We start from the raw sequence: 24,975 nt of genomic DNA, 5'->3' as shown, positions 1-24,975 counted from the left end.
TCACGCTTGACCGTGTACCTAAGTGCACGGTTTATCCTGTGCGGCATACATTAGGGAAACGGGATTAAAAATATGAATTCTTTTGATTATACAGGAAAAACAGCGCTGGTTACCGGAGCGTCTTCGGGCATAGGTCGTGATTTTGCAAGGCAGCTCGCGGCCCGCGGCGTGGCCTTGATCCTGATCGCCCGCTCCGAACCAAAGCTGCAGGCGCTTGCCGCAGAGTTAGTCAGAAAGCATGGCGTATCCATCACGATTATTGTGCAGGATTTAGTGAAACCGGAAGCCATTCCCCACATTGTGGAACGGCTTGAAACCTTAAGGCGTATTCCCGACATTCTGATCAACTGCGCCGGGTTCGCCACCTATGGGCCATTCGAAAAGCTGTCTATCGACAGGCAGCGTGATGAGATAAACGTGAACTGCCTGGCCCCTGTGGAGCTGACGCACGCCATGCTGCCGGGAATGCTCCAGAAAGGCTCGGGGATGATTATTAACGTGGCCTCAACGGCCGCGATGCAACCGGATCCCTATATGGCGATTTATGGCGCAACCAAAGCCTTCCTGCTCTCGTTTTCGAATGCGCTGTGGGGTGAATATCGCTCAAAGGGCATCCGCGTTCTGGCGCTTTGCCCCGGCGCAACGGATACGGCCTTTTTTGATGTGGTGAATGCTGAGGAAGCCTCGGTAGGTAAAAGAATGCCCGCAGACAAGGTGGTCGCCCTGGCGCTAAAGGCCGTGGAGAGTAACCGTAGCACCCTGATTACCGGATGCGGTAACTGGCTTCTGGGGCAGCTACACCGGTTCGTGACGCGAAAGCGTCTGGTGCTCATCGTTGAAAAAATATTGCGTCCACGCTCGGCTTAAGCAAAAACGGCTCTGTTCAGTGCAAGGGAGTTGCGCTGAAATCCTCGCTTATCGCAGACAGATAGATGCCATAGTGCGCGAAAAACAGTGATACACTTACCCCACCTGGTTGATCATCCCGTCTGAAGGGCGCATGATGAATGACGGTAACCAAAGTACGAAATGGTCACTCGTTGTTAATCGTAGCCTGTCACGCTAAGCTTAAATAATGACTAAAAATATGAACCCCCCATCAGCACGTGGTCCACTTGACCACGCTGTCAGAGAGCAAATCGTCGAAGCCGCTTTTGAGCACTTCGGTCACTACGGCTATGAAAAAACCACCGTCGCCGAGCTGGCTAAATCCATCGGTTTTTCTAAGTCCTACATTTATAAGTTTTTCGATTCCAAACAGGCTATCGGCGAGGTGATCTGCGCTAACCGCCTGGAGTTGATCATGGCGGCGGTGCTTTCCGCCATCAAGGATGCGCCGTCAGCAAGCGAAAAATTACGCCGTCTTTTCAAAGCGCTCACCGAAGCGGGAAGCGAGCTGTTTTTCCACGACCGTAAGCTGTACGACATTGCCGCCGTCGCCGCACGCGAGCAGTGGCCGTCGACAGAACGGTATGCAGAAAGCCTGATGAAGCTAATTGAGAGCATCATTATCGAAGGCAGGCAGGCCGGAGAGTTTGAGAGAAAAACGCCGCTGGATGAGGTCACACAGGCTATCCACATGGTGATGTGTCCTTTTATCAATCCCATCCAGCTGCAGTACAACCTCGAAATGGCCCCCACCGCGGCGGTGCTTCTCTCTTCACTGATTTTAAGAAGCCTGGCCCCCTAAATTGTGACCATTGACATTTTTGGTCACTAGTCAGAGAATGCGGATACCGTCCTGTTACGTCAAAAAGGTTTCCCATGCTCAGGCTCACTTCAGCCCGCGTTGCCGTTTGTCTCCTGCCGTTTGCCCTGGTGGCATGCGGCGATATTTCCGCGAGTGACGATCCGCGCACAAAGCCACCGCTCGTCAGATCCGCTTCCGTTGAGCTTGCGAACAATACCGCCCGCGCCTTCACGGGCGTTGTGGTCGCAAGAACGCAAAGCGATTTGGGTTTCAGGGTTCAGGGAAAAATCCTTGAGCGACTGGTTGATACGGGGCAGACCGTCAAACAGGGCCAGCCCTTACTGCGCCTGGATCCCGTTGACCTGAAATTACAGGCTCAGGCGCAGCAGCGCGCGGTAGATGCTGCCCTGGCGCGCGCGCGAAAAGCCTCCAGCGATGAAGCGCGCTATCGCGGCCTTGTGGCATCCGGCGCCGTATCTGCCTCGGAGTATGACCAGATCAAAGCGGCGGCCGATACGGCCAGGGCCGATCTCAGCGCCGCCCGGGCACAGGCCAACGTGGCGCAAAACGCCACGGGCTATGCCGTACTGCTGGCGGATTCAGACGGCGTGGTCATGGAGACGCTCGCCGAGCCGGGTCAGGTCGTCAGTGCCGGACAGGTAGTGATCAGGCTCGCCAGAGCGGGACAGCGCGAAGCGCTCGTGCAGCTTCCGGAAACGCTGCGCCCTGCCGTCGGCAGCGAGGCGCAGGCCACCCTTTATGGCAAAGAAGAAAACCCGGTCACCGCAACGCTGCGCCTGCTGTCTGACTCTGCCGATGCCGCGACCCGCACATATGAAGCCCGCTACGTGCTGGATGGCCTGCTGGCAAACGCGCCGCTGGGGGCGACCGTCACGCTGAACATTCAGGACAATAAAGCGGAAGGTCAGGTCATGCAGGTTCCGCTGGCTTCACTCTATGATGCAGGAAAAGGTCCCGGCGTCTGGCGTATTTCCGCCCAGCCGGCAAAAGTCGCATGGACGCCCGTCAAGGTGCTGAGCGTGGGTGAAGACGCGGTGCAGGTTACGGGCGGCGTGAAGCCCGGTGAGAAAATTGTTGCGTTAGGCGCCCATCTTCTGCACGAAGGTGAGGTCGTCAGGCTTGCTAAACAACGCAATGCCGCCCTGACGGAGAACACGCCATGAGCGGAAGCCGCTTCAACCTGTCAGCGCTGGCCGTCCGCGAACGTTCCATCACGCTGTTTCTGATCGTTCTGGTAACGATAGCCGGAATTTACGCCTTCTTTGGGCTCGGACGCGCGGAAGACCCACCCTTCACGGTAAAGCAAATGACGGTGATAACCGTCTGGCCTGGCGCCACCGCGCAGGAGATCCAGGATCAGGTCGCCGAACCGCTGGAAAAGCGCCTGCAGGAGCTCAAGTGGTACGACCGTACCGAAACCTATACCCGTCCCGGCATGGCGTTTATCACGTTGTCATTGCAGGACAAGACCCCGCCCGCCGAAGTGCAGGAGGAGTTCTATCAGGCGCGTAAGAAGCTTGGAGATGAATCTCAACGTCTTCCGGCGGGCGTCATCGGCCCGATGATCAATGACGAATTCTCGGATGTCACCTTTGCCCTCTTTGCCCTGAAAGCGAAAGGCGAACCGCAGCGGCAGCTGGTACGTGATGCCGAAGGCCTGCGCCAGCAGCTTCTGCACGTTCCCGGCGTGAAAAAAGTGAACATTATCGGCGAACAGGCCGAGCGGATTTATATCTCCTTCTCCCATGACCGTCTGGCGACGATAGGGCTCTCACCCCAGGATATTTTCAATGCGCTCAACAGCCAGAACGCGTTGACCGCGGCGGGTTCCATTGAGACCCGAGGCGCGCAAATTTTTATCCGCCTGGACGGCGCGTTCGATGAACTGCAGAAAATCCGCGATACGCCTTTTGTTGCTCAGGGCAAAACGCTCAAGCTGTCCGACGTGGCAACGGTTGAGCGAGGCTACGAAGATCCCCCGACGATGCTGATACGTAATCAGCATGAACCCGCCCTTCTGCTGGGCATCGTGATGCGCGAAGGCTGGAACGGTCTGGCGCTGGGTAAAGCGCTGGATGCGGAAACGGCAAAAATCAATGATAGCCTGCCGCTTGGCATGTCCCTGACCAAAGTCACCGACCAGTCCGTGAATATTCGCTCGTCGGTCGATGAGTTTATGATCAAATTCTTCGTCGCCCTGCTTGTGGTCATGGTGGTGTGTTTTGTCAGCATGGGCTGGCGCGTGGGGGTGGTGGTTGCGGCGGCGGTCCCGCTGACGCTGGCGGTCGTCTTCGTGGTGATGGAAGCCGCGGGAATAAACTTTGACCGCGTGACATTGGGCTCCCTGATCCTCGCCCTCGGCCTGCTGGTTGACGATGCGATTATCGCTATCGAAATGATGGTGGTAAAAATGGAGGAAGGTTACGACAGAATCAAAGCCTCGGCCTTCGCCTGGAGCCATACCGCCGCGCCCATGCTGGCCGGAACCCTGGTGACGGCCATTGGCTTTATGCCGAATGGTTTTGCCCAGTCGACCGCCGGAGAATACACCAGCAATATGTTCTGGATTGTCGGCCTCGCCCTGATTGCATCGTGGTTTGTCGCGGTGGTGTTCACGCCCTATCTTGGAGTGAAGATCCTGCCGGCGATCCCCAAAGTAGAAGGAGGTCATGCCGCCATCTATAACACGCCTCGCTATAACCGTTTTCGCCAGCTGCTTGGCCGCGTTATCGCCAGGAAATGGCGGGTGGCCGGCGCTGTGGTCGCCATATTCATCCTGGCCGTGCTCGGCATGGGGCTGGTAAAAAAACAATTTTTCCCGACCTCCGATCGCCCGGAAGTGCTGGTTGAAGTGCAGATGCCCTACGGCACCTCGATAGCGCAAACCAGCGCCGCAACGGCAAAAATAGAAGCGTGGCTGGGCCAGCAGCCTGAAGCCAGAATTGTTACCGCCTATATTGGTCAGGGTTCGCCCCGCTTTTATCTGGCGATGGCGCCTGAACTGCCCGATCCGTCTTTTGCGAAAATCGTGATCCTGACAGACAGCGAGACGTCACGCGAGGCGCTCAAGCTCCGGCTGAGAGAAGCGGTCGCCAACGGCCTGGCGCCTGAAGCGCGCGTGCGGGTGACCCAGCTGGTGTTTGGCCCTTACTCACCCTTCCCGGTTGCCTGGCGCGTGACGGGTCCGGATGTCGAACAGGTGCATGACATCGCTGATAAGGTGAAAGCCGTGCTCCAGGCAAGCCCGATGATGAGAACCGTCAACACCGACTGGGGGTCACGCGTTCCCGTATTGCATTTCACCCTCGATCAAAACCGCCTGCAGGCGACCGGCTTAACCTCCAGTGCCGTTGCCGAGCAGCTTCAGTTCCTGCTCTCAGGTGTGCCCGTCACCTCCGTGCGGGAAGATATTCGCTCGGTAGAGGTGATTGGCCGCGCGGCGGGAGATATCCGTCTTGACCCGGCAAAAATCGAGGGCTTTACTCTTGTCGGCAATGCGGGACAGCGCGTTCCGCTGTCTCAAATCGGCAAGATTGAGATTGGTATGGAAGATCCGATCCTGCGTCGTCGCGATCGCACCCCGACGATAACCGTGCGGGGCGATATCGCTAACAATCTTCAGCCACCGGATGTGTCGGTCGCCATCATGAAGCAGCTCCAGCCGATCGTTGATGCGCTGCCGGCCGGATACCGTATCGACATGGCGGGTTCGATTGAGGAATCGGGCAAAGCCACGCAGGCCATGTTGCCGCTGTTCCCGATCATGATTGCCCTGACGCTGCTGATCATCATTTTGCAGGTGCGCTCAATCTCAGCGATGGTGATGGTGTTCTTAACCGCTCCGCTGGGGCTGATTGGCGTGGTGCCTGTACTGTTGATTTTCAATCAGCCGTTTGGCATCAACGCGCTGGTCGGTTTGATCGCCCTTTCCGGCATTCTAATGCGCAATACGCTGATCCTGATCGGTCAAATCGATCATAACCAGAAGGACGGTCTCGAGCCGTTCCAGGCTGTGGTTGAAGCGACGGTCCAGCGCGCGCGCCCGGTCCTGCTGACCGCCATGGCCGCCGTGCTGGCGTTCATTCCCCTGACGCATTCAGTGTTCTGGGGCACGCTGGCCTGGACGCTGATCGGCGGGACGCTGGGCGGGACGATCATCACGCTCGTCTTCCTGCCCGCGATGTATGCGATATGGTTCCGGATCCGCCCTGTGGAACAACGCGTGCAGCGCCCCGCAGAAAGCGTGTAAACTACCATGAGTAGATAACAGTTTTGAGGAAAGTATGGTTGTTAAGCGCTTAAGAAAAGAGGACCGCCGCGTGCAGCTGCTCGAGGTTGCACGCGGAATCGTTCGCCAGCAAGGCACGGAGGCCTTGACGCTTGGCTACCTGGCCGAGCGGGCCAACGTGACCAAGCCTATCCCCTATGACCACTTTGGCGATCGTGAAGGGTTGCTGATGGCGCTGTACCAGGATTATAGCGATCGGCAGCTGGCGAAATTCCGTGAGACGCTGGCGGTCGACAGCAAAACGCTGGAAAAGACGATCCGCTTTTTCAGTGCCGCCTATATCGACTGTGCCATTACTGCCGGGCCTGAAACCGGGCCAATCGCGGCTGCGCTGTCCGGTTCCCACGCGTTGCAGACGTTTCGTGAGGCATGCGTGGCCGAATGTGCCGACTGCCTGCGTACCGCGCTTTCCCCTTTTATCGTCTTAAAAGGCGTTCAGGGGGAAGCGGTACTGACGGCCATCATTGGCGCGGCGGACGCGCTCAGCACCGCGGCGGGCAACGGCGTACTCGCCCGAAATATTGCGGAAGATATGCTCAGCGGCGCCATGACCGGCGTGCTGGAGACCTACGCGAATAGCACAAAATGATCGTCGGGGGCGGATTGACACCTAAGTTACCAATAGTAATATAGGTATCACTTCTCCCCCATTCTGAGGTCGCTATGTCTGCTATACCAGCCATTAATAACGCACTGATCGTGACGGCTCACCCTGTCGACAATTCATTATCCCATTCGCTGGCAACCCATATTGCCGGAAAATTACGCGAGCAAGGTACGCAGGTTGAAATCGCCGATCTGCATGCTGAAGGGTTTAATCCGGCCATGTCTCGCGCCGACCTTGATTTGTATCACGGCGATCCGAGCGCCCTTCCCGACGATATTCTGCGCGAGCAGCAGCGCGTCGAGCGAGCGGATATGCTGGTGTTTGTCTTCCCCGTGTACTGGTGGTCGGTCCCCGCGCTGTTGAAAGGCTGGTTCGATCGCGTATTAACCCTGAACTGGGCGTATAAGGTGGCCGACGACGGACGGATTGTGGGCAACTTACGGGATGTTCCCGTCCGCCTGATTGCCACTGGCGGCAGCGATCTCACCGGATTTGATAAACACGGCTATTCGACGGCGATTCAGACGCAGATTATCGAAGGTGTATTTGGCTTCTGCGGGTTGAAGAACGTTAAGATCGATATCCTTTACCAGGCAGATACGGCGACGCCTGAGCAGGTTGAGGAATTCCTGCAAGGGCTCGGCAGTATTCAATAATATCATCCCAGCGCAATGCTAACGTTGCACCTACTGATGTTGGTGTATTGAAGAGAATCTCTCACCAGCGCTATAACTGTACGCGATAGTTACGCTAACAGCGAAATAAACAAAGGTCATTGCATGTATCAGTCAGTTCAGCCAACAACCACGCTCACCACCACCGGAACCTTCGGCGGCGTGAGTGTATCTGTAGCAAACGACTGACAAACAGAACCTCAATCCCCGCCACTCTGGCCGGGGAAATATCTCTCCGTTCACCACCCTCTGAATGGAGAAATAAAATGGTTTCGTCTGACAATGCACTCCTGGTTATCGACATGCAGCAGGGCCTCTTCCGGGGCCCGGTTTCCCCCTGTTCCGCCGATGCCGTTCTGGAAAATATCCGTTTGTTAATCACCCACGCGCGACGCGCGCAGGTGCCCATCTTTTTTGCCCGCCATATTGGACCAGACGACTCCCCGCTCTCAGAGAAGGGGCCGTTAACACAGCTGATACCCGAGCTGGACGTGAAGGAGCAGGATGTTGTTTTCACCAAGCGCTATCCCTGCTGTTTTAGGGATACGGTATTGCTACAAGAACTTAATCAGCGAGGTGTCAAACAGCTGGTCATTGCCGGGATGAAAACAGAGTTTTGCGTTGATACGACCTGTCGGGCCGCACCGGAGCTGGGGTTCAGGACGGTATTGATTTCTGATGCGCATACCACAATGGATAATGACTATTTATCCGCCAGCGACATTATTGCCCATCACAACAGCACCCTGGCAGGTCCGTTCGTGACGCTGTCGACTGCCAGAGGCTGGCATTTTAATAGGGCGAGTTGAGCTGGCGGGTTCGTCTCTCTCTTCCCCGGTGCGCCTTTGCGCGCCGGGGACATGAGTGCACAATTACAGGGTAAAACCACCGTCACCCACCTGCGCCTGAGCGTACCATTTCATCAGCTCCGCGCTACCGGGTGCGTTCTCAGCCGGTGACCATGGGGCGGTATCGTGCTCAGGAACGGGCTGGTAGCCACCGTGTTTTACCTCAAAAATAACGCCGCCCTTATCCAGCGACAGCACGGCATGCCAGGTACCGGCATCCATCTCCAGCACTTTGCAGTCTTCACCTAACACCACGCGCTGGGTCACGTTACCGCTGTCATCAAAATTCAACACCAGAAAGCGACCGCTCAGCGCCGTCAGCAGTTCAAACGTGTGCGGGTGGCGATGGGGGCGAACATAGGTACCGGGTTCCATCGCGATGGCCAGGCGCTGCACCGGGTCGCTCAGCTCAGGGTGTAAATTGCGATGGGCGCGTAAGCGAGGAGAATTTGCAGCCTGCTCGCTTTGTTGCTGCAGGTCACTGAAAGTAATTTGTTTCATATACACCTTTGTGAATGGGGTCATCTTACGGCAACCCGATTGCCGCAAGACGTTATACCATCCTGAACGGTTGATGGGCGATGGCATTTGTGAAACAAATCGCTGCATGGATAAGCTTTCATATCTCCCGGCAGGAGGATCATCAGTAGAACTGACATGAAAATCGCCATTCCCCTTCTGATGACCGGTGAAAGTAACCGATACCATTATCCGCCCACATCCAGTTTACTTTTTCTTCCGACCCAACCTGAAAAACAAAATCGTCGATTCCCACACCGTGTTGTATCTCAGCAGGAAATCCCCCGACCTTGGTTCCCCTGTAGCGATTAAAGTCCTCAAAAAAACTATCACAGGCCTGCTCATCATCATTTACGCAAGAGAGATCAATAATGTCCCAGGCATCTTCCCATCCAGGTGCATCGTCAATGACACTCAGCCATTGAACAGGAAACGCGCGATACGGCGTGTCCAATTCAGGCAATAACTGAAGCCCTTCAAGGGTGGCATACTCGCGGATTAACCATCCTTCACCGTGCGGTTCGTCAAAGGGATGTTGTTCCAAATTGTGGAATAACACCAGAAGGGCTATCCCCTTTAACTGGTCGGGAATAACAGGAAGCTCGTCGACCCGAATCTGAAGAAGCGGAAACATCGGCTTGCCCTTCCAGGTGGGTAATCCTTCATCTGCAAGAGAAACGCCCTTTAGAAACCAGGATGTCATGGGATCTTCAGACGGCCGGAACCCACCTACCTGCGCGACCGATGCGGGTCTTAGTTTGGTCCGGAGTTCTTCTAAAACTGATGCACTCTCGAATTTCATGTTTGCTCGCTTTGTAGACTCTTTCTGCGTAGAAGTTTTACCACTCATTGTAAGGTAATCATCAGGCTCTAAGAAACGCATAGGATATTAAACCCTATGTTGAGTAAAACTCACATTGATTCCCACTATTTATCGTTTTTCAAAAGTGACGCCCCTGAAATACCATCCATTCATCCCTGGGATAGAAAAAATAAATAATACCAAGCCTGTATGGAGCACCTATGACACTCGATGTTTTATTCCATGTAATGAACATTATCTCGCCTCATAAATTTAGCGCCCAAGCAAATGTGCATGAGTTGATAACGTTACTTTCAACAGAAAAAGAAAGCTCAGAAGCGCTTTCACCTTTCATCCACCGACTGCACCTCCTCTCTTTCGCCCAAAGCAATCCGGGTAACGCCGAAGAGTTGCTCTCAGCGCATTTACCAAAAGAGGATGGGATCCTTCCGCTGCTTGACTTTGCGCAGTGGCCAAAGGTGCATTACGCCGCGTCAGGCGAAGCTCAGACGCGTGAATCCGAGGAGTATTTCCGTGCCATGACCTCGGCAGCCAATCTGTTACGCACTGCGCTGATCGATGCTGAACGTGCAAAAGGGACGCCTGCGCTTTATATTCTCGATAAATTACTTAACCTGAACAGCGCCCTGCCGGAAAGATATAAAAAGATGGCGAATATTCCCTACGCATAAATACGTTCAATATGCGGGATACCCCATAATAAATATTCCGCTATTTATTAAACCCGCTTTTCATTGTAATCAAGACAGACGATATCCAAAGAAGGCACCACCGGCGCGTTAAGGTTAAGCCACGCCAGCAGCCGTTCAATACTCTGTCCTCTGAGCGAATTTTTGGGCCAGACAAGGTAGTAACCGTCCCCTGTTGCTATCGCCTCCCTGAAGGGCAGCCCGAGCAGGCCGCTTTTCAACGCGTCGAGCGTGAGCCGGAGATCGGCCATCGCCACGCCGTGTCCGTGCATGGCCGCAAGGCTTCCCTGCTCCAGGGTGTCGAACACGATTCCGCCGCTCATGTCGAGGCCGGGGAATAAGCCCGTCCTTTTCAGCCAGCGCTTCCAGTCCCGTCTGTCCGGTGACGGATGAATAAGATCGCAATCTGGAAGCGTATGCCGGGCAGACTCCAGCAAAGACGGAGTGCAAACGGGAATAAGCCATTCGCTGAACAGCAGCCTGCTTTCTGTTGACTCGCCGAAATAGCCGTTACCGAGGAGGATCGCACAATCGTAAGGCTCACGACTGAAATCAACCGTGTCGAAGTCCATCCAGACGCTGGCAATTTCGATTTTCGGCTTCGCGTGGTTCTCGCGGAAGGATTTAAGCACATCCAGAAGCCATCGCATCGTCAGCGAGCTGGGTGCTTTAAGGCGCAGAAGGTGGTTTTCACTTTTGAATGCACGACAGGCCCACTCAATATTCGAGAAACTTTCGCTAAGCTGCCCGGCCAGAATACGTCCGGCATCGCTGACCTCCACTCTCGGCCCCTGTCGTTTAAACAATTCGCAATCGAACCACATTTCCAGCGTCTGGACATGCCTGCTGACCGCCCCCGGCGTGATATGGAGTGTTTCAGCCGCTTTGCTGAAGGAGTTCAGCCTTGCGGCAACTTCGAACGCGCGCAGCGCATACAGTGGCGGTAAAGACATACATTCCCTTTCTGTGAGGTTTAACTATGCAGTTTTTGTATTATCGGCACTCGGTGACTTGTCGCCCAGGTCCTCGGACGGAAACGTCAGCAGCAGCTCCCTCAGCAGGGACTCAAGCTGCGCGCGCTGCGCGTCAGACAAGTTGCTCAGCAGCGCATTTTGCGTCTGTGTGTGCACGATCAGCGCCTGTTCGATACGCTCCTGCCCGTGTGCCGTCAGGCTTACGAGGGTACTGCGCTTGTCATCCGGATCGGCAATTCGCCTGATAAGCCCTTGCTTTTCGAGATGGCTGAGCCGGTTCGTCATCGCCCCTGAGGTGATCAACAGCGATTTATACAGCTGTGTGGGGGAAAGGCAGTACGGCTCACCGGCGCGGCGCAGCGTGGCGAGCACGTCAAACTCCCCCTCGCGAAAACCAAACTGCGCCATCGCCTCCGCCCATTCTTTTCCCAAATGCTTCATCAGCCGGAGCATTCGGCCAAAAATTTTCATCGATGAGGCGTCCAGTTCCGGCATGGCACGGTTCCACTGGCCGACAACGAAGTCTACATGGTCTTTCATTTTCACCCCTGATGGCGTGGGTATTTATCCTGTTGTGCGGTACATCTTACGCAAAAACACATTTTATCTTAACGTTAAGATAAATGCTTGTGGCAATTTGCCCGGCCATTCACAACCGAAAAGGATCTCCTGTTGAAACGCACATCGCCTTTACTCTTCGCCGTTATCGCTTTTATCGTCGGGCTGAACCTGCGCCCCATTCTAGCCTCTGTCGGACCGTTGTTTTCCGTGCTGCAGCGCGAAGCGGGGCTAACGGCTACGCAATTTAGCCTGCTGACCACCCTGCCGGTCGCGATGATGGGACTGGCCGCCCTGTGTGGACCCAGCCTTTTAGCCAGAGTTGGTGCCGTACGGGGAATTATGCTCGGGCTCTTCATCCTGCTTGTGGCCTGTTTATTACGCGGTTTTAGCGCCTCACCGGAGAGTCTTATGGGCACCGCGTTACTGGGCGGGGCCAGTATCGGCACGATCCAGGCCTTAATGCCTGCCCTGATAAAAAAGGAATATACGCAAACGGCCAGCACGATAATGTCGCTATTCAGCACGGGCATTATGGCCGGTGCGGCAGTCGCCGCCGCCAGCGCCGAGCCGTTGTTTTCATGGCTGACGCTGAAGCCCGCGCTGGCAATGGCCGGGCTGTTAGCGCTGCTGTCGCTGATACTGTGGTTAACCCTGGTAAAGCATCCTCAGGGGGAAAAAACAGCCCCCGAAACCGTTACGCTCTCCTCCTCCCGTACGGCACTGCTGTTGCTCTTTTTCGGCGTGGGAACGGGAGCCTATACGCTGGTATTGGCCTGGCTGCCCCCGCTTTATATTCAGGCGGGATGGTCCGCACGCAGCAGCGGCTACATGCTGGCCTGGCTGACGTTAACCGAGGTTGTCGCAGGGTTTGCCGTCTCCGCGCTGATCGGTAAATTCCCCGACCGTCGCGTGCCGCTGATCGCCGTATTGTTGCTGCTGCTGGCGGGACTCCTGTGTCTGGTCTTTGCGCCGGGTACAACGCCGGTATTATCCACGTTGCTGCTTGGGACCGGGATCGGCGCCCTCTTCCCGCTGTCGCTCATCGTTACGTTCGATCATGCGCGAACGCCCGCGCAGGCCGGGAAGTTACTATCAAAAGTTCAGGGAGGTGGATACATGATCGCCGCGCTTATGCCGTTAATTGCGGGGATCGTTCGCGACAGTTCGGTCTCGCTGACCAGCGCATGGCTGATCATGAGTGCGGGAGTCGTGCTGCTGATCGTCATCGCGTTGAATTTTAAACCCGTCGTGGGCGTGCAGGCACGATGAATGCGATACCAGAATTGAGAGTCGTATTTCAGCCAGTCGTAATATAAATTCAGGGTGAATTTCACCTCACGCAGGAGTAGATATGTCGCAGACGTTAGCGGGAATGGATGTCTTGTTTGTCGCCGGGTTCGGGCCAATTTCTCGGGATACGGAGTCCAGCACCGCGTTTTATGTCCAGACACTCGGCCTTCCTCTGAAGCCGATGGAGGGGAATACCGATTATCTGCTCACTGAAGAGGGCCAGCTGGCAGGCGTGAAGCATTTTGCCGTCTGGCCGCTCGCACAGGCGGCTATGTCATGTTTTGGCGAAGAACAGTGGCCCGCAGAGCACCCGATACCGCAGGGATGGGTTGAATACGAAGTACAGGATCTCGATTCTGCTACCCGTATTCTGAGTGGAAAAGGCTATCGGTTACTGGTGGCTAACCGTATGGAACCGTGGGGGCAAACCGTCACTCGCCTGCTCAGCCCGGAAGGCTTGCTTACCGGGCTGACGATTACGCCGTGGTTGCGGGGATAATGTCTTATAGCGCGAAGCAGACTTGCATAAGGGCAATGTCTGCTTTGAGCGCGCGTGGACCAGGCAATGAACCGCTAAATATAGCGGTTTTTTCTTAATATTAAATAAGCTCTCACCTGTTTTCGAACCATCCGGATTATCTATAAAAATTTAGGAATTGACTCTTATTGTTCAATCCGCGCGGAGATCGTTCGGGTTTAATATTGTATTGCTGATGTTAAATCTATCGTAACTACATTTGTTAGTTATAACGCTAACTCACCCTCTGCTTATAAAAAGCTTGCACCTCGCAATGGCTAAAGCCTGTTAAAAAGTTAACATCTGGTTTTGCAATCATTTCCGACAAATTGTATTTATAACTCATTCAACCGGCAGGTTTCTGCACTCTTTCAACAAGTTGTTAAAGCTAAATATAACACAGTAAGATGTGTGATGAATTACATTACTAACTAACTATTTAATAGCGGAAGTTTTTCTTAATTGAGCACGAGCAGGAAATCTGTCGCCACATATAATTAACAATCCCTTTTCATTTCATTATATAAGTTTCACAATGGAATATTTAGTTAGCTAAATATAAATTTTTTTAATGCTTTACATTTTTTTTAATCAAGAGTATTACTTTTTAACGCCATATATAGATGAGGAATGGATGATGCATATATCGTATATTGATACGTACTTACCAGGATGTAATATCAACAATGAAGAGCTTGGGAGTAGATTAAACTTCAAACCTCAGTTAATAGAAAAATTATTTGGGAACTATGGGCGTCACTTCTCAACCAATCTAAAAACGGGAGAGAACACAGCATCGTGCACCGATTTAATACACTTAATGATGCAAAAGCTTATTTCGTTAAATGATAATGGAATGAGGGACATTGATTTTGTTCTGGTATCAACAGCTACTCCTGACTTGCTTTTACCCACCAGCATCAATGAAGCGTGTAGCATGATAGGGTTCAAAAATATTGAGACCTACCAAATCATTGGTGGTTGCTCTGGTGCCGTACAAGCATTAAAGATGGCTGATTATATGCTCAAAAGTGGCCAGCACCATAAAGGGTTAGTAATTGGCGTCGAATGTTCAAACAAGTTCCTCAATTTATTTGATGAAACCAAGACTAAAGTTGAACCGAAAGAAATGGTTAACTACTGTCTGTTTGGTGATGGCGTTGGTGGTTGTATTGTTAGCTCTGAAAGAACTTCGGGTTCTGTCTATGTGAAGGGTATTGATTACAAATACAATGGATTGCAGGAAAAAATTGGCCAACTGGCTAACTGGAGCGGCTCAAGGAAAGATTTTGATGATGGGCAACCTATGCTTAAAGAGGAATATAAATTAATTGAATGTTTAGTCCCTAAATTAACAAATGAGACATATACTGAGTTAAAAAACAAATACTCATCCAAACGAGACATCAGATGGTTTATGCCTCCTCAGCTGTCCGGACGTATGGTTAATAACATTTGTAATGGCATGAACATTCATGAGAGTAAAATCCTTTCGCTTGTTCATGAGATCGGTAATTGTGCAAATGCAGCTTTGTATTTTCAACTGAAAGAGTTTTTTGATCTATCAGATGAAGGCGATGAAGGGATTGCCATATCAATCGAATCATCACGGTGGTTATCTTCTGGTTTATATTTAAAAAAGGAATATTAAAATGAACCTCGACTTATTGAAAAAAATAAGAGAAGAGAAAACAAAAAACTATAATGGAATGAAAAAAATAAATAGCCTTTTCTTATGTAACCTCAGTCACAAAGCTGGGCTTTCTCTCATGAAGCATGGCGCTTCAGCGCTTGGTGTATTTCTGGATTTTATAGATATTGAATACAGTGATTTCTTTACCCTTCTAAATTTCAAAAAGGAAGATCTAAAGAGTTACAACCTTCAGAATATATATATTCTTTTGGATGAAAACTACTATCTTGATGAGTTTGGCCATTGCGAGGACATTGCATTAGCCAGACAGAACCTTTCAAAATTAAAAGATGAAATTAACGCCTCTCTGAAGATACTAGAGGAGTTGACTTGCAATAAAATAGACATTGTAATTTCAACTCTTTATTTAAACAGTGAGTGCATAAATGAATATATAAGTTTAGATGAAAGGAACGCACTGTCCGATTTGGTTTTTGACTTCAATATGTTTCTTGCTACAAAGAGGGATGAAAGCAAGCACAGCATACACCTCGTAAGCATGGCAGGGTTTAGAGGTAAAAGCATTGAGAATATTTATTCTGAACACAACACAGTAGCCAGTTTAGATTACCTCAATTTCTTTAGTGAAAAATCAATAAGTTACCTTCGTTTAAGCGAAGGTAAATCATTAAAGTGCATAATCACAGACCTGGATAACACTGTTTGGGGAGGTGTAGCTGCTGAGGGAGAGTATGAGAATAATGACTTGTATAACCAGGGAGCTTACAGGAAATATCAAAAGTGGTTGAAATGCATGCACAGACAAGGTGTTATCCTCTCAATATCCAGTAAAAATGATTTTCATGTAATAAAAGACTTTTTCTCAGAAAAGACACACGCGCTGGAAATTCAGTGGTCGGACTTTTCGTTCCCTGAGATAAACTGGGATAATAAAAGTGATAATATTTTAAAAATATGCAAAAACCTTAACTTAAGCCCTGAGCATGTTCTTTTTGTAGATGATAGTGATTTTGAGTTAGAGGAAGTAACCAACGCCATACCTAACATTAATACATTCCACTTTTCTAAAAATATTGATGAAAACATATCCAAGTTAGTTAATAGCGATTTTTTTATTAAAGGTTCAATCACTTTAGAAGACCGCCTCAGGAATGAAAGCTTTGCCAATAACATGAAAAGAGATGAGTTTTATAAGAGCAATAATTCCAAAGACGATTTTTTAAAAAACATATCCATGGAATTATCTGTCAGTAATTGTACCCCAGAGAATCACCCCAGAACCTCTGATCTAACTATGCGTACCAATCAGTTTAACCTGACAACCATGCGAATGGATACCACAGATGTTCAAAATTACATGTCGGAAAATTCAGGACAAATATTGCTTTTCAGATTCAGTGATAGATTTGGTAGTTATGGGATCATTGGCGCCTCATTTCTAAAAATTGAAGCAGACGCATGTTTGATCGAAAACATTGTCTTGAGTTGCAGAGCATTTGAACGAGGGGTCGAGTTTGCAATCATAAAATCCATAGGTTCTTTTGCTTCAGCAGAAGGTTGTTCTAAACTAATCGGCAGCTTCATTGAAACGATTAAAAATAAAAAATTCAAGAATTTTTATACTGAATGTGGCTTTGGAAAAATTAGCAATAATATATTTAGCATAGACATTGATGATCTTGATGTTTCTGAAAAATGTAAAAATATCACTATACTAAGGAGTTAAAATGGAACCCAATGAATTTATTGATTTTCTTAATCAAAAAACTGGCATGAATTTGAAGCATGACCAGGTTGACACCGATTTGACTCAAATAGCAGAATGGGATTCATTGACCTTTGTATATACAATAATGGAACTGGAATTCAGAAATAGCATCACATTAAATGTTGAAAAAATATTAAAATGCAACACCTTGCGTAAGATATTAAAGGTTGTAAATGATGAAATACAAAAAAATTGATAGCAACAGAAAGCAAACTCTTATTTTTCTGGAGCTGGCTAAAGCCATCAGAGGTGTTGCATTAATCGATGAAATAAAATCCCATCGACAATACACAAAATATGCCACATCACTCCTTATTAAGTCGATTAGTGACGCTCTTGATGAGGAACGACATCTAAATTGCATGATTAAATACGGAAGCGATAATAAACTGATCGAATTACAAGATATATCTGCGAGATTGACCGTATCATACGAAAACGATGGTTTCTCGACTGGAGTCTACTCTTCTGTTATCACCAACACAAATAATATGTCTACGTTAGAAGTATACAGAGCCATATCTGATTTAAAAAGCAAAGGAATAAGCAGTTTTGATGACTCCAAACGAATTAGGATGTTACAGAGATTGCCATATTTTTTTGCAAAATGGGTTTCGAAGTTCATTTTTTACTTTCGCCCTGCCGTTCAACGTGATTTTTTCAGGAGCTTTACTGTCACCTCCTTAGGAAAAAAAAGTTTAAAATTGTGCATCCCTATATCAGGCTCAACGTTTACATTTCAATTAGGATCCCCCAAAATTTTAGATGCAGATGAGTGCTTGTTTAATATTGTCATGATCTACGATCATCGAGTTATTGATGGCATTCAAGCTTCAAATCTGCTGGACAAGATAAAAACCTTTTATTCTAAACATTTAAATGATTTAGGGCAAACAGATGTATTCGTTGAATGAATGTAAGAAATTTGTCTCTTTGCATGCTAAGACATTAAACCTCGGGAAGGATTTTACTAATTCATTATCCCTAATCACTACGCTATCCGACGACTCACCCCATGGTTGGGCAAGAGTGTTTTCAGAGGAGGCTGACAAACAATTAAAGAAAAATCAAACGGAGAAAGCATTAGGTTACTTAAATATTGCACGATTCCCGTATGCAGATACTCCAGTCCAAAAAGAAGCATATAAACGCTATCTTTCACTATTCCATAAAGAATACGTAGAAACAGGCTTTCTGGAATCGAAGAAGACAGATAATGGAAAATCAAGCTTCTATTACAAAAAGGGAAAGTCAAAAGTCACAGTTATCATTTGCGGAGGAATAATCTCTCTTAAAGAACAATGGATTCGGGCATTAAAAACCTTCAATAAGTTGGGGTGTTCAGTAGTGCTGTATGAAATGCCCGGCGTAGGTGAAAATCGCGAAGCTTACGATAATAAATCACTTAATCTATTCTCGCACATCATTGATTCGATAGGTTTTGCTGATGATGAAATATGCCATGTTGTAGGAATAAGCTTTAGTGGTTATTTTGCATTAAAAGATACCTGCACTAACGCAAGAATTAAATCAATAACGATGACAGGAACACCGCTTGTGGATTTTTTCCACGACCGTCAGTCTTTTGACAGGTCGCCGGAAATTACTAAAGATATACTTGCATATTTGATTTCCCAAAAAACATCCCTTAAAAGATTCGCAAAACTCGCTTTATAACTTCCTGGACGAGCACTTCCCAAGAATTAACATTATTAGAAATGACATAGCCATTTACTACTCGCAAAGTAAATTTGATGAGGTTATTTCTGCCAATGAAGTGCAGGCATTAGTCAAAGGTTTTGATGATATTTATTTACTTTTGTTACCTGATGAGCATGGCTCACCAAAATTTTACAAAGTTGTCTTTATGTTCGTTTTATGGAGTATATCAAAAACCATCAATGCCAATTGGTTTGTACCTCGAATGCTAAGAGCGGGGATACATTTACTATATGTTATCCTTTTAATAAAAAATGCTTTCCCTTGCAAACATAAAGAGTCTGCGGGCACAGAGATACCGTCAGTTCAGGGGGAAAATATATAAAGAGTCAGTGGTATTTTGCAACGATCATGAACGGGAATGCGCTGGCTTCTGCTTACTCTCCCATGGCACGTAGCGGACCGCCTGAAGTGCCGAGCGGTCTGCGATGAGCGAGAAGCAAACATCAGTAATAGTCATACGGTCAGTCACCTGACGCACACAGGCTTAAGGGTGTATGCAAAACGATATGAAAATCATAATAAATATGGCTGAAGAATACTTTGTTATCTCTTTCTCCAGGCTGGTTTATAATTGACTGCTTGCTCGAAGCCAAAACGAGGGTAATATGACGCGGTAAGATAGTTCCAGGCACCAAACTATCACCTCCTCAGTGCCTCAACAATTGCCCCCTCCATTTTCTCGGGCGTAGTCATCGGTGCAAAACGCTTGAGCGGTTTACCGTCGCGTCCGATTAGAAACTTAGTAAAGTTCCACTTAATCCGCTCGCCCAGCACGCCGGGCAGTTCGTTTTTCAGATAACGAAACAGCGGATGCGCTGCGTTACCGTTAACCTCGACTTTCTCAAACATCGGGAAGCTCACGCCGTAGTTGATGTAACAGGTTTTCGAGATTTCGTCGGCGCCGCCGGGTTCCTGTTTGCCGAACTGGTTACAGGGGAAGCCCAGCACGACTAATCCTTCATCGGCGTATTTCTTGTATAGCGCTTCAAGGCCACCGTACTGTGGCGTGAAGCCGCACTGGCTGGCGGTATTAACGACCAAAACCACCTTTCCTGCATAGTCGGCCATAGAGATAAGCTGCCCATCCAGACGGGTGGCGGTAAGTTGATAAAAGCGAGTCATACTGAAATCCTCAAAGCAGGCCGAAAAGTCACGGTAACCATCAACGAGCCGCCACCGTGTAGAAAGTTTACATTCACGCAGGCTATTTGTGATACATTCCTGGCGCGCCAATGACCACCACACTCGCTACCAGGTATGCAGAACATAACAAAAAAAATTATCTGGCTTCTGCTTACTCTCCCACTCCTCAGCGGTTGTGGCACGCTCTCGCAAATGTCCTCCCCGGAAGGTACTCAGGAACTTCTCACCCATGATTCACTGGATGGCGACGTTGACAGCGTGGTGCGTCACTACATGGCGCAAAAATCCGTTCCCGGGATGACGGTCGCGGTGATCCATAATCACGGCTCACCGCAGTTTTACACCTGGGGCGTAACCGATGCGGTCAATCGCTATCCGGTCAGGCCAAATACCCTGTTTGCGCTTGGCTCCCTCAGCAAAGGGATCACGGCGGAAGTGGTGGCTTGTCTGGTGAATGAAGGGCAACTGAACTGGAACGATAACCTGGCGACATTGCTTCCGCCGGGGACGCCGCTTAGCGCGGATGCACAAAAAATCACCCTGCTTGAACTGGTAACCCACACCTCCGGCCTGCCGCGTCAGAATATGGATGTTCCGATGCTTGGAAAATTCATCAGCTACTTAAGCACGGGCGATAATTTCTACGGTGAGCTGGATAGCGATAACGTGCTGCGCTACCTCGCCGACTGGCGAGCGCCAAAGAATAAAGTGCCGCAGTACTCCAATACCGGCTACGCCCTGATCGGCTATATCCTGAAACACAAAACCGGCGAAGATATCCAGAGTTTAGCCTCGCGCTATATTTTCCATCCACTGCAAATGGCTAACAGCAGCTTTACACCCCGGCAGCTAAAAGGGTATCCACAGCGGGCGCTTGGCCACGCGGGCGATCAGCCGAAGTTTATCCCGCGCGGGCAGCTCACCCCGGACTGGCATTTTTCCAACAACATGGTGGCGGCAGCGAGCTTATACAGTAACGCCGAAGATCTGGCGATCTATGCCCGCTATCACGTCTTAACGACCCACAATCCCCTGCTGGACAGCGTCTTTGCCGAAGTCAGAAATACCGATATTCAACGTCCCGACGGGGTACAGGGTATTGCCTGGACCACCGACTTTATCGGTCTGGAAAAAATCACCTATCAGGTCGGTTATATCGGCGGCTACTCCAGCTTTATCGGCTATGACAAAGAAAAAGGCAATGCGGTGGTGGTGCTGCAAAATACCTTTAACTGGAGTAATTACATTGGCATCGCGCTATTGATGGATATGGCGAAAAAAGACGGCCTTATTACCTCTGGCAACCGTTTTGCGAGTAATGGGATGCCTGAACGCGTTTATCAGCAATAACGGTGAACGCCCGCCGTCAGATTCAGGCCTGATGTGCCAGATCTTCACGAGTCGGCCCCTGAAAGTAGATGGTACTAATATGGCAACTTCGAGGCTGAGTCAGCACAAAACGCATCGTTTCCCAGATAGACCGTCCATTAACCAGACGCTCCCCCATTCTTGTTTGATTATCGACATGCGCATCTAAACCGGTCAGTTCAAAATCAGGCGGATACAACCCGGTTACCCGAATATTTTCTTTGGATAAGTGTTCTGACAGTTTCGTTGTAAATCCGCTGAGCCCGTGTTTGCTGGCAAAAAAAGCGGGATGGGCAATGGAATCTGTAAAATTCGGAATACCGCATGCGGAAATAATCGCAATGATGTCAGCGCTCTCTGAGCGTCGCAATCCAGGAAGCAGCGCCTGGGTGAGCAGGATTGAACCAGTCAGGCCTGAACTGACGGTACTGACGATTTCTGTGCTCGATTGTTCGTCTATCGTCCCTGACAGCCACTGAGCAGCATTCAGTATTAAAATATCGATTGGCCTGTCTGAACGTAAGACCTGTGAAGAGAACTGAGAAACGGATTCCGGCTGGGCTAAATCGCAGAGATACCCTCTTGCCACACCCCCTTCAGCCGCGATGAGGGCGCAGGTTTTTTCTATATCATCGATCCGACGGGCGCTAAAATCCACGTCAACGCCCTCTCGCGCCAGCCAGACGCAAAGCGCCTGACCAAATCCCCCACCGCCACCCGTGATAACAGCGCGTTTTCCTCTCAGCATAACTCTGCGTCCTCTATCGTGATGAATCTGTGTCGGAGGATTTATAGCATGGTGAGGCGGGGTAACATCTTCCCGTTAGTGCCGTGGCGCGATCTTCCCGTCCTACACCGCCGACTTCGGCCTTAAATTCTCATCAAACGTCAGCCGTTTCCGTTCAGGCTCAACCTCGCGCAGCGGCTCCACCTGGTGCATAGTGAGCTTGCAGCGTTCCACCAAAACCTGATACTCCCGCGTCCCCTGCTGCTTCCATGCCAGCTCCTGCTCGCTCAGCGCGCGAATCGCTTTGGCCGGGCTGCCGATAATCAAATGGTTAGCGGGCATCTCCGCTTTCGCCTTCACGAACGCCGCCGCGCCGACGATGCTGTTTTCGCCGATGACCGCCCCGTCCATCACCACCGCGTTCATGCCCACCAGCGCATTGCGGCGGATCACGCAGCCGTGAAGAATGGCGCTGTGGCCGATATGCCCATCCTCTTCCACCACCGTGTCCTGCTCCGGGAAGCCGTGCATCACGCAGTTATCCTGAATGTTGGCACCGTCTTTCACCACGATACGGCCAAAATCACCGCGCAGGCTGGCGTTAGGACCAACATAGACGCCTTTGCCCAGAATCACGTCGCCAATCAGCACCGCCGTTGGGTGAACGTAGCTCTCGTCAGGTACCACCGGCGTCAGACCATCAATTTGATAAACAGGCATCTTCACTCCTTATGCGCTTGTAAGACCACCAAAGCGTTGATAGTAGAGCGTGCCGGGCACGGGCAGTTCGCCCACGGAGGTTTCGCCCTTCTCGCTGACAAACGCCAGCGCCCCCGGCGCGACACGCTGATAGATATTAATGCAGAGCTGTCGGGCGCTTTGTCCCGCCCAGTGCGCGGGCAGCAACTCTTCCGGCAGCAGCGGGTCTTTCAGCACCACGCGACGATAAAAATGAATCAGCAGCAGCTGGATCTGGAAGCAGCGTTCCGGCGTCAGATCCTCCGGCGCGGCCTCTTTCAGCAGCGGGAGCAGCGGCCGGAACGAGTTGATAAACGACTCGTACATCGCGTTTTGCTCGGTTAACTGCCAGCACTCTTCTACGCGTGAACGCAGCGCGGCGCGGGAGAGCGCCAGCGGCGAGTGGGCTTCAAAGAAAATCACGTTTTCCGCCACCCCGGCATCGTGAAGCAGAGACTGCACGTCTGCCAGATGCTGCGACGGCGAGGCCATCAGGCTCGGGGCCAGCGTGCCAAACCCCTGCCAGATCAGCTGTTTTTTGACGTCGGCGAGGGTGGTTTTGTCCAGCCCTTCTGAGAGCAGCAATAGCCATTTTCCGTCCCAGGCGGGCAGTTCCGCACGGTAGATCTTATTTTCCGCACGGCGCGTCAGGCGCAGCCCCTTATCGCTCAGGCGGTAAAAGCTGCGTCGCCCGAGGCGGGAAACATCCAGCCAGCCCTCTTTGTTAAGGCGAAACAGCGCGGTGCGTACAAAGCGCTCTCCAAATCCCATCCCTTCCAGTAACGCGGCCAGGCTGCCGAGCCAAATCTCTCCGCCGCGATGGGAAAGCGCGTCACCGTATAACGAGGAGATAAGCGAGGTCCCGCTGACGGGAACGGAACTGACCGCGTGCTGGATAAAGGCGTCGAGTTTATTCATGTGATTCATTCTGTTGTTATTTTTGTCCTGGATGAATCATAGCATAGGACCCACACCCTAACCCTCTCCCAAAGGGAGAGGGCCGGGGTGTGGGAAAACTTAACCGTTGGCCGCCGCTTTACGCAGGTCAAACACCCGGCAGGCTTTCCCCTCCGAGCGCGGAATGCTGCCGCAGTTCACGATCGTCACGTCGGTGGAAATCCCCACCATCGACTTAATGCGGTGGCGCAGCTGGTGACACACCTGGCAACGCTGCTCGTGCGTCAGCGTGAGGCTGCTCTCTTTCAGCTCCACCTTCACGGAAAGTGAATCAAGATGCCCGCGACGGTTCACCTCCAGCTGGTAGTGCGGCGAAAGATGTTCGAACTTCACAATCTCCTCTTCCAGCTGCGACGGGAAGACGTTGACGCCGCGAATGATCAGCATATCGTCGCTGCGGCCGCTGATGCGGTCCATACGGCGCATGCTGCGCGCGGTTGCCGGGAGCAGACGCGTCAGGTCGCGGGTGCGGTAGCGGATCACCGGCAGCGCCTCTTTGGTCAGCGTGGTGAACAGCAGTTCGCCCTGCTGGCCGTCATCCAGCGGCGTGCCGTCGTTCGGGTTAACGATCTCCGGGTAGAAGTGGTCTTCCCAGATGGTCGGGCCGTCGACGGTTTCGATACATTCCATCGCCACGCCTGGCCCCATCACTTCGGAGAGGCCATAGATGTCCAGGGCCGTAATCCCTAAGCGTTTTTCAATTTCACGGCGCATGGCCTGCGTCCACGGCTCGGCGCCGAAGACGCCCACGCGCAGGGAACAGGTGCTGGCATCGCCGCCCATCTGACGCTCCAGTTCCTCAATCAGGTTGAGGCAGTAGGATGGCGTCACCATGATCATGTCCGGCTGGAAATCGCGGATCAGCTGCGCCTGCTTCTCCGTCTGGCCGCCGGACATCGGGATCACCGTCGCGCCTAAACGCTCGGCGCCGTAGTGCGCCCCCAGCCCGCCGGTAAAGAGGCCATAGCCATACGCCACGTGAATTTTGTCCTTCGCGCTGCCGCCCGCGGCGCGCAGGGAGCGAGCCACCAGGTTGGCCCAGTTGTCGATGTCACCCTGGGTGTAGCCGACAACCGTCGGTTTGCCGGTGGTGCCGGATGAGGCGTGAATGCGCACCACCTGCTCCATCGGCACGGCGAAGGTATCGAACGGATAATTATCCCGCAGGTCCTGCTTGGTGGTGCACGGGAACTTACGGATATCCGCCAGCTCTTTGAAATCGTCAGGATGAACGCCCGCGGCGTCAAACTTGCGTTTGTACATCGGCACGTTGCTGTAGGCGTGATGCAGCGTCCACTTCAGACGTTCGGTCTGCAGCGCCTGTAACTCGTCAAGGGAGGCCGTTTCAATCGGATCAAGCTTTGTTGTATTTGTCATTGTAGGGTACTCACATTGTT

At 51.2% G+C, this 24,975-nt stretch carries 25 protein-coding genes; 16 read left to right on the top strand and 9 right to left on the bottom strand.

Annotation, left to right across the window (positions count from 1 at the left end):
• Positions 1-72 precede the first annotated feature (72 nt).
• The 7 genes from AC0TOY_RS15045 to AC0TOY_RS15015 all read left to right on the top strand — a co-directional run bounded on the left by AC0TOY_RS15045 (position 73) and on the right by AC0TOY_RS15015 (position 8,089).
• Entirely contained in the window at positions 73-867 is a 795-nt protein-coding gene (locus AC0TOY_RS15045; RefSeq protein WP_473722041.1) for an SDR family NAD(P)-dependent oxidoreductase, read from the top strand.
• Between the two features lie 208 nt (positions 868-1,075).
• Positions 1,076-1,690, top strand: coding sequence for a TetR/AcrR family transcriptional regulator (locus tag AC0TOY_RS15040; RefSeq protein ID WP_024908014.1), 615 nt, complete (start codon positions 1,076-1,078; stop codon positions 1,688-1,690).
• Between the two features lie 74 nt (positions 1,691-1,764).
• Positions 1,765-2,874 (top strand): efflux RND transporter periplasmic adaptor subunit, encoded by a 1,110-nt coding sequence (locus AC0TOY_RS15035; protein WP_473722040.1) that lies wholly within the window; start codon positions 1,765-1,767, stop codon positions 2,872-2,874.
• Complete coding sequence (locus AC0TOY_RS15030; RefSeq protein ID WP_473722039.1) at positions 2,871-5,960, top strand: efflux RND transporter permease subunit; 3,090 nt, start codon at positions 2,871-2,873, stop codon at positions 5,958-5,960. The genes AC0TOY_RS15035 and AC0TOY_RS15030 overlap by 4 nt, the downstream gene beginning before the upstream one ends.
• A gap of 34 nt (positions 5,961-5,994) precedes the next feature.
• Positions 5,995-6,588 carry a TetR/AcrR family transcriptional regulator gene (locus AC0TOY_RS15025; protein ID WP_024908017.1) on the top strand — a complete coding sequence of 198 codons (594 nt, stop codon included), beginning with the start codon at positions 5,995-5,997 and terminating at the stop codon, positions 6,586-6,588.
• Between the two features lie 74 nt (positions 6,589-6,662).
• The gene (locus AC0TOY_RS15020; RefSeq protein ID WP_473722038.1) at positions 6,663-7,262 is read left to right on the top strand and encodes an NAD(P)H-dependent oxidoreductase; all 600 of its coding nucleotides are present in this window, start codon (positions 6,663-6,665) and stop codon (positions 7,260-7,262) included.
• A gap of 284 nt (positions 7,263-7,546) precedes the next feature.
• Positions 7,547-8,089, top strand: coding sequence for a cysteine hydrolase family protein (locus AC0TOY_RS15015; protein WP_473722037.1), 543 nt, complete (start codon positions 7,547-7,549; stop codon positions 8,087-8,089).
• A gap of 63 nt (positions 8,090-8,152) precedes the next feature.
• Here the strand turns inward: AC0TOY_RS15015 and AC0TOY_RS15010 are convergent, their stop codons facing one another.
• Entirely contained in the window at positions 8,153-8,629 is a 477-nt protein-coding gene (locus tag AC0TOY_RS15010; RefSeq protein ID WP_014883727.1) for a WbuC family cupin fold metalloprotein, read from the bottom strand.
• A gap of 142 nt (positions 8,630-8,771) precedes the next feature.
• A complete protein-coding gene (locus tag AC0TOY_RS15005; protein WP_473722036.1) occupies positions 8,772-9,449 on the bottom strand; it encodes a DUF1963 domain-containing protein in 678 nt (225 codons plus the stop codon).
• Between the two features lie 221 nt (positions 9,450-9,670).
• Here AC0TOY_RS15005 and AC0TOY_RS15000 point away from each other — a divergent pair, with 221 nt between their 5' ends.
• Positions 9,671-10,141, top strand: a complete 471-nt coding sequence (locus tag AC0TOY_RS15000) for a hypothetical protein (protein WP_024908022.1) — start codon at positions 9,671-9,673, stop codon at positions 10,139-10,141.
• Between the two features lie 47 nt (positions 10,142-10,188).
• Here the strand turns inward: AC0TOY_RS15000 and AC0TOY_RS14995 are convergent, their stop codons facing one another.
• On the bottom strand, positions 10,189-11,112 hold the full coding sequence (locus AC0TOY_RS14995) for a LysR substrate-binding domain-containing protein (RefSeq protein WP_473722035.1): 924 nt from the start codon (positions 11,110-11,112) through the stop codon (positions 10,189-10,191).
• Between the two features lie 24 nt (positions 11,113-11,136).
• Positions 11,137-11,673 (bottom strand): MarR family winged helix-turn-helix transcriptional regulator, encoded by a 537-nt coding sequence (locus tag AC0TOY_RS14990; protein ID WP_048993110.1) that lies wholly within the window; start codon positions 11,671-11,673, stop codon positions 11,137-11,139.
• Positions 11,674-11,805: 132 nt separating this feature from the next.
• On the opposite strand from AC0TOY_RS14990, the gene AC0TOY_RS14985 reads away from it, so the two are divergent.
• The 7 genes from AC0TOY_RS14985 (at position 11,806) to AC0TOY_RS14955 (ending at position 18,600) form a co-directional block, all read left to right on the top strand.
• Positions 11,806-12,963 (top strand): MFS transporter, encoded by a 1,158-nt coding sequence (locus AC0TOY_RS14985; protein ID WP_473722034.1) that lies wholly within the window; start codon positions 11,806-11,808, stop codon positions 12,961-12,963.
• An 82-nt stretch (positions 12,964-13,045) separates the two neighbouring features.
• Positions 13,046-13,483 carry a VOC family protein gene (locus AC0TOY_RS14980; protein WP_473722033.1) on the top strand — a complete coding sequence of 146 codons (438 nt, stop codon included), beginning with the start codon at positions 13,046-13,048 and terminating at the stop codon, positions 13,481-13,483.
• 655 nt (positions 13,484-14,138) lie between these two features.
• The gene (locus AC0TOY_RS14975; protein WP_473722032.1) at positions 14,139-15,152 is read left to right on the top strand and encodes a 3-oxoacyl-[acyl-carrier-protein] synthase III C-terminal domain-containing protein; all 1,014 of its coding nucleotides are present in this window, start codon (positions 14,139-14,141) and stop codon (positions 15,150-15,152) included.
• A 1-nt stretch (position 15,153) separates the two neighbouring features.
• Positions 15,154-16,881: an HAD-IIIC family phosphatase gene (locus AC0TOY_RS14970; protein ID WP_473722031.1), complete on the top strand. Its 1,728-nt coding sequence runs from the start codon at positions 15,154-15,156 to the stop codon at positions 16,879-16,881.
• A gap of 1 nt (position 16,882) precedes the next feature.
• Positions 16,883-17,119 (top strand): hypothetical protein, encoded by a 237-nt coding sequence (locus AC0TOY_RS14965; RefSeq protein ID WP_090417092.1) that lies wholly within the window; start codon positions 16,883-16,885, stop codon positions 17,117-17,119.
• Positions 17,100-17,837, top strand: coding sequence for a hypothetical protein (locus AC0TOY_RS14960; protein WP_473722030.1), 738 nt, complete (start codon positions 17,100-17,102; stop codon positions 17,835-17,837). Before AC0TOY_RS14965 ends, AC0TOY_RS14960 begins: the two co-directional genes overlap by 20 nt.
• Positions 17,821-18,600: an alpha/beta hydrolase family protein gene (locus AC0TOY_RS14955; protein WP_473722029.1), complete on the top strand. Its 780-nt coding sequence runs from the start codon at positions 17,821-17,823 to the stop codon at positions 18,598-18,600. The genes AC0TOY_RS14960 and AC0TOY_RS14955 overlap by 17 nt, the downstream gene beginning before the upstream one ends.
• Positions 18,601-19,284: 684 nt before the next feature.
• Here AC0TOY_RS14955 and AC0TOY_RS14950 read toward each other — a convergent pair.
• The gene (locus AC0TOY_RS14950) at positions 19,285-19,767 is read right to left on the bottom strand and encodes a glutathione peroxidase (RefSeq protein WP_157189102.1); all 483 of its coding nucleotides are present in this window, start codon (positions 19,765-19,767) and stop codon (positions 19,285-19,287) included.
• Positions 19,768-19,902: 135 nt separating this feature from the next.
• Here AC0TOY_RS14950 and AC0TOY_RS14945 point away from each other — a divergent pair, with 135 nt between their 5' ends.
• On the top strand, positions 19,903-21,138 hold the full coding sequence (locus AC0TOY_RS14945; protein WP_473722028.1) for a serine hydrolase domain-containing protein: 1,236 nt from the start codon (positions 19,903-19,905) through the stop codon (positions 21,136-21,138).
• 22 nt (positions 21,139-21,160) lie between these two features.
• Here the strand turns inward: AC0TOY_RS14945 and AC0TOY_RS14940 are convergent, their stop codons facing one another.
• From AC0TOY_RS14940 to paaK, 4 genes are all read right to left on the bottom strand, one after another.
• Positions 21,161-21,904: an SDR family oxidoreductase gene (locus AC0TOY_RS14940; protein ID WP_473722027.1), complete on the bottom strand. Its 744-nt coding sequence runs from the start codon at positions 21,902-21,904 to the stop codon at positions 21,161-21,163.
• A 102-nt stretch (positions 21,905-22,006) separates the two neighbouring features.
• On the bottom strand, positions 22,007-22,603 hold the full coding sequence (gene paaY, locus AC0TOY_RS14935) for a phenylacetic acid degradation protein PaaY (protein WP_032651188.1): 597 nt from the start codon (positions 22,601-22,603) through the stop codon (positions 22,007-22,009).
• A gap of 9 nt (positions 22,604-22,612) precedes the next feature.
• Positions 22,613-23,548, bottom strand: coding sequence for a phenylacetic acid degradation operon negative regulatory protein PaaX (paaX, locus tag AC0TOY_RS14930; protein WP_248164348.1), 936 nt, complete (start codon positions 23,546-23,548; stop codon positions 22,613-22,615).
• Positions 23,549-23,638: 90 nt separating this feature from the next.
• Positions 23,639-24,955 (bottom strand): phenylacetate--CoA ligase PaaK, encoded by a 1,317-nt coding sequence (gene paaK, locus AC0TOY_RS14925; RefSeq protein ID WP_024908034.1) that lies wholly within the window; start codon positions 24,953-24,955, stop codon positions 23,639-23,641.
• Positions 24,956-24,975 lie beyond the last annotated feature (20 nt).

The organism is Enterobacter sp. PL_is379 (assembly GCF_055817355.1).
This window is presented reverse-complemented; position numbering and strand designations above follow the sequence as displayed.